Genomic DNA, 6,788 nt, shown 5'->3' with positions numbered 1-6,788 from the left:
CGCCCCCGCCCCCGCTCGCGGGAGCAGGTACACGCCTAGACCTGTGTCGGGCGTGAGGCGTTCCCGACGCTGGCGCGTACCTTGAGCCGCCCCTCGCGCATCTCGGTAGCGCGAACGGGAGAGGCGGTTTGTCGACGAATGACCCGCTCGGCCACGGCGAGGTTGATGACCCAGCCGGCGCCCAACAGCAGCGCTCTGGCGAGCTCGCCCGGCGTGCCGACGATGAGGAACCAGGGCACGGAGACCAGCACCTGCGTGCCCGCGCCCAGGCCGATGGCGTAGCCTCGAATCATCCAGGCCCGGTGGCCGCCGACGTCCCGCCGCAGGATCGCGGCCAGCCCCAGGACGAGGGACAGGACCATCGCCGAGCCGAACAGGAGCCGCAGGCCGTCGAGGAGCTCACCGTCTCCTTCGGCGCGGGGATAGAACAGCGTCATCCACAAGCCCGAGAGCCCGGCCACGAGGCCGCACGCGACCAGGGGCCGCCCGGCGACGCGGTGCCAGCCGGGCCGCCGGCGGCGAAAGTCCGGGGCGAACTGGAAGGCGCCCAGGGCGCAATACACGCTGGCGCTGAGGACGTGCAGCAGCACCGGTAGGGGCGATGCGAAGAACCGCGCGTTGCGCGGCGTGAGCTCGGCGCCGCCCGCCAGCTCTGCCAGACGGGCGGCGCCGGCCAGGATGGGCACGAGCGAGAGCGCGACCAGCGCAGCGGGCACGAGCCGCTCGGCCTTGGTGGTGGAGGTCATGGAGGCTCTTCTCCTGTCGGTGTCGGAACGATGGGCAACGCGCGTGACGACGGCGACGCCTCGTCACATGCGAACAAATAGCCCTCCGCGACCACCGACGGAATTGACTGAGTTCCTTCTCCTGATATGCGAAAATGCATGGACTGGCGGGCGGTCAATTTCGACTGGAATCGGGCGCGGGCCTTTCTGGTCACCGCGGAAGAGGGCTCGCTCACGGCGGCGGCACGTGCGCTCGGCATGGCGCAGCCGACACTCGGGCGTCAGGTGAGCGCGCTCGAGGACGAGCTGGGCGTGGTGCTGTTCGAGCGCGTGGGGCGGAGCCTCGCGCTGACGCCGAGCGGGCGCGAGCTGCTCGACCACGTTCGAGCCATGGGCGACGCCGCAGGGCGTGTCTCGCTTGCGGCCGGCGGACAGTCGCAGAGCGTCACCGGGCTGGTCCGCATCACGGCCAACGAGATCTACTCGGCCTTCCTGCTGCCGCCCCTCGTGGAGAAGCTTCGGCGCGAGGCGCCGGGCATCGACATTGAGCTCATCGCAACCAACACCGCGGTCGATCTGCGCCGGCGGGAGGCGGATATCGCGCTCCGGAACTTCCGCCCCACCCAGCCCGACCTCATCGCCACCAAGGTCAGGGACGACCCGATGCGGCTGTATGCGGCGACCCGCTACCTTGCGCGCATCGGCAACCCACGTACGCCGAAGGCACTGAGCCGCGCCGACTTCATCGGGATTGGCGGGACCGACGCCATGCTCAATGGGCTGAACGGGCTGGGCTTGAGCCTGACGCGACGGAACTTCCCGGTGCTGACAGGAAACCACCTCGTGCTCTGGGAGATGGTCAAGCAGGGCATCGGCGTGGGCGTCGCTCCCGAGCGCGTCGGAGACGCCGAGCCGCTGGTCCGGCGGGCCCTCCCCAGCCTCGCCCCGCTGTCCCTTCCCATCTGGCTGACGACCCACCGCGAGCTGAACACCAGCAAGCGAATCCGGCTGGTGTTCGACCTGCTCGCGACCGAACTCGGGAGGTGAGTGACGGAGCGCTCATCCCAGCGCAACCGTTGCTGGCGACCTTGAGGTCCAGCTCACTCCTCCTGGAGGATGAGCAGGCCCCGTTTCGTGTCCACCCCGTAGATGAACCCGTCCCCGGGCACGCGGATGCCAATGGCGTTCGAGAAGAACTCGGAGCCCGTCCGGGGCGGCGGCAAGCTCTGGATTCTCGAACGGCTTCACGTCGTGCAGCGGCCCGCCCCGGAGCCCTGGGGCGGGCCGCTGCCTTCATAGAAAGACGACTGTGGCCTCAGCGTAAATGTGATTAGTCGAGGCCGCCGCGGTCTCTGCAGAACACGACACAGACGTCCTTTGGGGCGTCGCAGTCCTCACCATTGCCACACCTGTACAGCATTTCAAACGGGTCAGTCTGAGCAGCCTGAGCGGTCGACTTCATGGCCGCGTCCGACGGCACATGCTGCTGCACGCACTCAGCGGCGGAAGCGATGCAAGTGGTGTCGTCAGAAGCCACCTCTCCATTGGGCATGCCGCCGCACCCTGCCAGCAGTCCTACAGCCATCAGCCCGGCAATGATTGTCACGCGCAAGTGTTTCTCCTGGTTGTGCAGCGTTGCGAGAATAACGCGGAAGTCCAATTCGAGGGAGTCGGCATCCTGGGACGGTGGCCGATTCATGTCCGTGCCGGTGGCGCCATGAACCCCTGCACCTCGTGCCCAGGCAGCGCGTCCTGGTGAGCGATGGCGCCGGCCGGCCTCGACCCTCCGCTGTGCTCCTGCTAAGCCAATAGGCGCGGTTGCCACTGCGCAGGGCCTTCTCCAGGAACTCCTCGAAGGACGAGGCGATGCGCGGCGCCTCCTCGGGGTACGTCTGACGGGGGAGCAGTACGAGCCTGTTGGCTACAAGCCCAAGCGTGCTGCTGCATAGCACGCTGCCAGAAGGGCTCTCGGGAAGGGAGGAAGACAGATTGCGGCGCTGCTCGGGCCCCGAGCGCCTGATTCGAGAAACCACGAACCGCCCCGTCCGGGCGACTGCGCGAGTGGACTGGAGCTTCCAAGCTCGTGGCCCAGATGGCAGCGCCCGGCCGGTTCGGACCCCAACATGGAAGTCCACTCGCGAGCGGGAGTCGTCAGCGGGAGTCGTCAGCGGAGCCGTCCCCGGTCAGGCGCCCCTGACGAGCGGTCTGATGCGCTGACACGTCATCCGGCTTCGCTGACATGTCAGCGGGCGTGTCTAAGGCCTCGAGCCCCTTCTCCGTCACCCCGCCTCTCCACTGACACGTGGGCTCCAAGGGGGTGGCCTGCCGTTTGCTGTGAGACAGCTGCGGAGCACTCCGGCGAGACAGTCCTCGCAGTCGTGGGTCCCTGAGTCGAAACCCTTTCAGATACCAGCCCTTGATGTGAGGAATTGATGATGATGCTCGCTTCCATTGCGACCGTCCTGCTGGCCAATGCGCTCGGCCAGGCCCCCACCAGCACCATGGCCGCCCCGGCGCCCTTCCCCTATTGCGGTATGGAGATCCAGCTCAAGTCGTGGAAGGGGGACTACCTGAACCGTTCCGACGCGGCCATTCCCATCACCGCGGCGGCCACCGGCGCCGCCGGCAACAAGTGGACCGCCGAGTGCACCACGGACGGCAAGGTGAAGCTGAAGTCGACGAAGGGGGACTACCTGAACCGTACCGACCTGGCCCAGGGCGCCACCGTCGCCACGGCGGCCACTGGCACCGGCACCGTGTGGACGCCTGCATTCACCACCGCCGGCAAGCTCGTGCTGCGCTCGTCGATGGGGGACAGCCTGCACCGGCCGGACAGCCCCCCGGCCGTCACCAGCTGGGGCACCGGCATTGGCGATGAGTGGACCCTCGAGCCTCAGCCGCCCGCGAATGCGTGCTACCTGTGGAAGGGGCGTGGAGGTGCTCCCCAGGAGAGCTACATGGCGGCCCATGCGAGCTGCCGTCCCTGGAATAGCAGCTCCGGGTGGAGCTTCTTCAAGAAGAACAATGGGGTGGACTACTATCGCGGAACCTTCAAGGAAGCCGGGGCCACCCCCTCCATTTGGGCGGTCTACGCCGACTTCGGCTCAGCGGCTGTCACCTCGAAGGCGGACTACGATTCCTTCGTCGCCAATACCAAGCTGTCCGGCTCCTGCGGCGAGTGCCTGCACTGAGTCGTCCTGCGCGGGCCGGTGTCTGTGCGGGCCGGCCCGCTCGCTCATCACCTCGTACAGCACCGTCCCCTCCGGCTGCCTGCGCCGGTACGCCCACCCACGCTCCTCCACCTGCCCCTCCCCCGCTCCACCTCGGCGGGGAACTCAGGCCGCTCGCGCGTCCGAGCAGATTGACCCTGTTGGGCCGCATGTGCACCCCGTGTGACCCTCCAGCGGGGAATTGAACGGGACGAGACGGGGCGAGACGGAACGGAGCGGAGGAACGATCCACTGTGAGCTCAAGGCGTTGGCCGGTAACAGCGCGTCCCGCTTGGGGTTTGCTGTCGCCTTGTCCGCGGGTTCGATTCCCTCCGCCTCCCTTGCCGGAGTTTGCGGGCCGCCCTCCCCTACCCGACCGCCGCGTGTGACACGGGCGCATCCAGGGCTGGCAGGTAGAGCGACTCCACGTAGCGCTGCGCCATCCGCTCCGGCGCATGGTGGGCCACCACGTACTCGCGGGCGGCACTCGCCATCCGCTCACGCCAGCCGGGCGCCGACAGCAGCCCCGCGAGCGCCGAAGCCAGCGTGTTCGCGTCGCCCTGAGGCACCACCAGCCCGCGCCCCGTGCCCAGCACGTGCGGCAGCTCGCCCACGCCCGAAGCGATCAGCGGTCGTCCCGCCGCCATCGCCTCCAGCGCGACCAGGGGCATGCCCTCCCGCAGCGACGGCATCACCACCGCGTCCGCCGCCGCGTACACGTCCCGCACGTCCGAACGGAACCCCAGGAAGTGCACCGGCAGCCCCTGAGCCTGGGCCTCCAGCGACTCCCGCAGCGGACCGTCTCCCACGAGCAACAGCGTGGGCACCGTGGCACCGGACGTCCGCGCCAGGATTCGCAGGGCCTCCAGGAGCACCTGGGGCCCCTTCTCCACCGACAGGCGCCCGACCAGCGCAATCACAGACACATCGGGCGCAAGCCCCAGCGCCTCGCGGGCCTGGAGGCGCTCTGCTTCCGTGCAGGCCTTCGCGAGCGGCAGCGCGTTGGGGATGTACACCACCGGCGAGCGGTGCACGTACCGGCGCAGGCGCGAGGCCAGCTCCCGGGACACCGCCGCCACCGCGCTCGTGCAATTGCCCAGCACGCGCGCCAATCCCTCATAGGCAATCAACGCGGGCGTGGCACCGGTGTCCCCGTGGTACGTCGCCACCAGGGGCACTCCGGCCAGCGCGCTCGCGGCGGCGCCCAGCGTGAGTGATTTGTAGTCATGCGCGTGAATGACACCCACGCCCCGGCGGCGCACCTCCGAGGCAAGCGTGGCCACGGCCATCGCGCTGAAGCGGCCGGGCACCTCCAGCGTCAGAGCGTCCAGCCCCTGCTCACGCGCGGCGCCCGAGAGGACGTCCGCGCGTCCGGGAGACACCAGGCTGCACACCTGCGCGCTCCACGGGGACGGTGTCGCTCCGGCCAGCGACAGCAACGCCCGCTCGGCGCCATACAGGCCGCACGTACTGCGCACGTGGAGGATGGTGGAAGGTGTCACCCTGAGACGTGTCGCGCTCACGCCTGGGCGCGAGCCGCGGCCCCCCGGTAGAGCTGTGCGTACGTGTCCACCATGGTGGAGAGCGAGTAGCGCTGCGCCTCGCGCTTCGCGGCCTCGCCCAGGCGCGCACGCAGGTCCGCGTCGTGGGACAGCCGCTTCACCGCGCCCGCGAGCGCGTCCACGTCACCCGACGGCACGAGCAGCGCCGTCTGGCCATCCCGGTGCACCTCCTGGATGGCGGGGATGGCGTGCGACACCGTGGGGAGCCCCACCGCCATCGCCTCCAGCAGCGACAGCGAGCGGCCCTCGCGACGGGAGGGCTGCACGTAGACGTCAAAGGCAGGCAAGAGCTTGCTGGCCTCCAGCAGCGCCCCCGTGAAGTGCACCCGACCGGCGAGCGGAGACGCGGCGGCGCGAGCGCGCAGCGAGGCCTCCATCGGGCCGGGGCCAATCATCACCAGGTGCGTGTCCGGCGCGTCCGCGAAGTGGCGCAGGAACGCGTCCACGAGCAGGTCCGGGCCCTTCTCCTCGGACAGGCGGCCCAGGTAGCCCACCACGGTGGCGTCCTGCGGCAGCCCCAGGCGCTCGCGCGCGTCGCGGCGGGCCTCCGCGCCCGTGGACACGGTGAGCGGCACGCCGTTCTCGATGGTGACCACGTTGGAGAGCAGCTTCGGGCTCCAGCGCTCCAGGCTGGCGCGGACTTCACTGCCGCACGCCACCAGCGACTGGGTGAAGACCGCGGCGGCCATGGCCGCGGGGCGCAGCTTGCCATGCGGCTCCACCGTCTGATGGAAGGTGCCCAGGACGGGCGTGCGCGGACGCAGCGTCCTCGTGGCGACGGCGTTGAGCCAGGGCCCCACGTCATGGCCATGCACCACGTCGGCGCCGAAGGCGTCCACCTCCTGGGCCAACCGGCGGATGGCCGTGGGCGTCATGCCCGCCAGCCCGCCCAGCCACACGGTGGGGATGTTGGCGCGCTGGAGCAGTTCGCGCACCGGGCCGTCCGGCCCCAGCGCGAGCACCACGGAATCGATGCCACGAGAGCGGCCGTGGTCGGACAGCCGGACCACCAGCTGTTCCAGTCCGCCCATCTCCAGGCCGTACATCACGTGTGCCACGCGGACGGGCTTCGCCGCCTTCGGGTGCAGTTCATTCTTCATGCGCGCCGCCAAGCTAGGCACGCGCCCGGAGCCCACAACCCCCAGGGGGGCCTCCGTGTCCTGGCAGGTGTCGGCCAGTGGAAACCGCCGCCTGTAACCCGGACGAGCGGCCCGCCGTATGGAGGAGCACCGTGGCGCACACCGCGCCCTTCCCCTTCCTGCCCCGCGCCGCTCCTGGAGCCTGTCATGGCT

The 6,788-nt window shown here is 69.8% G+C and carries 7 protein-coding genes; 2 read left to right on the top strand and 5 right to left on the bottom strand.

Going from position 1 to position 6,788, the window contains the following annotated elements:
- Window positions 1–35: 35 nt before the first annotated feature.
- Window positions 36–746 carry a DUF2306 domain-containing protein gene (locus D7V93_RS34460; RefSeq protein WP_120647412.1) on the bottom strand — a complete coding sequence of 237 codons (711 nt, stop codon included), beginning with the start codon at window positions 744–746 and terminating at the stop codon, window positions 36–38.
- A gap of 138 nt (window positions 747–884) precedes the next feature.
- On the opposite strand from D7V93_RS34460, the gene D7V93_RS34455 reads away from it, so the two are divergent.
- Entirely contained in the window at window positions 885–1,772 is an 888-nt protein-coding gene (locus D7V93_RS34455) for a LysR family transcriptional regulator (protein ID WP_120647411.1), read from the top strand.
- Window positions 1,773–1,825: 53 nt separating this feature from the next.
- On the opposite strand, the gene D7V93_RS47515 is transcribed toward D7V93_RS34455, so the two are convergent.
- Both D7V93_RS47515 and D7V93_RS45380 read right to left on the bottom strand, forming a co-directional pair.
- Window positions 1,826–1,948 carry a hypothetical protein gene (locus D7V93_RS47515; RefSeq protein ID WP_279636975.1) on the bottom strand — a complete coding sequence of 41 codons (123 nt, stop codon included), beginning with the start codon at window positions 1,946–1,948 and terminating at the stop codon, window positions 1,826–1,828.
- 107 nt (window positions 1,949–2,055) lie between these two features.
- The gene (locus tag D7V93_RS45380) at window positions 2,056–2,385 is read right to left on the bottom strand and encodes a hypothetical protein (RefSeq protein WP_158623931.1); all 330 of its coding nucleotides are present in this window, start codon (window positions 2,383–2,385) and stop codon (window positions 2,056–2,058) included.
- Between the two features lie 772 nt (window positions 2,386–3,157).
- Between D7V93_RS45380 and D7V93_RS34440 the strand changes: the two genes are divergently transcribed.
- Complete coding sequence (locus D7V93_RS34440; protein WP_147451499.1) at window positions 3,158–3,916, top strand: hypothetical protein; 759 nt, start codon at window positions 3,158–3,160, stop codon at window positions 3,914–3,916.
- 386 nt (window positions 3,917–4,302) lie between these two features.
- On the opposite strand, the gene D7V93_RS34435 is transcribed toward D7V93_RS34440, so the two are convergent.
- Both D7V93_RS34435 and D7V93_RS34430 read right to left on the bottom strand, forming a co-directional pair.
- Complete coding sequence (locus D7V93_RS34435; protein ID WP_158623930.1) at window positions 4,303–5,436, bottom strand: glycosyltransferase family 4 protein; 1,134 nt, start codon at window positions 5,434–5,436, stop codon at window positions 4,303–4,305.
- Window positions 5,437–5,453: 17 nt separating this feature from the next.
- Window positions 5,454–6,596, bottom strand: a complete 1,143-nt coding sequence (locus tag D7V93_RS34430; protein WP_120647407.1) for a glycosyltransferase — start codon at window positions 6,594–6,596, stop codon at window positions 5,454–5,456.
- Window positions 6,597–6,788 lie beyond the last annotated feature (192 nt).

Source organism: Corallococcus llansteffanensis, from assembly GCF_003612055.1.
In the GTDB taxonomy this organism is placed as follows: Bacteria; Myxococcota; Myxococcia; order Myxococcales; family Myxococcaceae; genus Corallococcus; species Corallococcus llansteffanensis.
The sequence above is the reverse complement of the archived record's forward strand: the minus strand, read 5'-3'. Positions and strand labels throughout refer to the sequence as shown.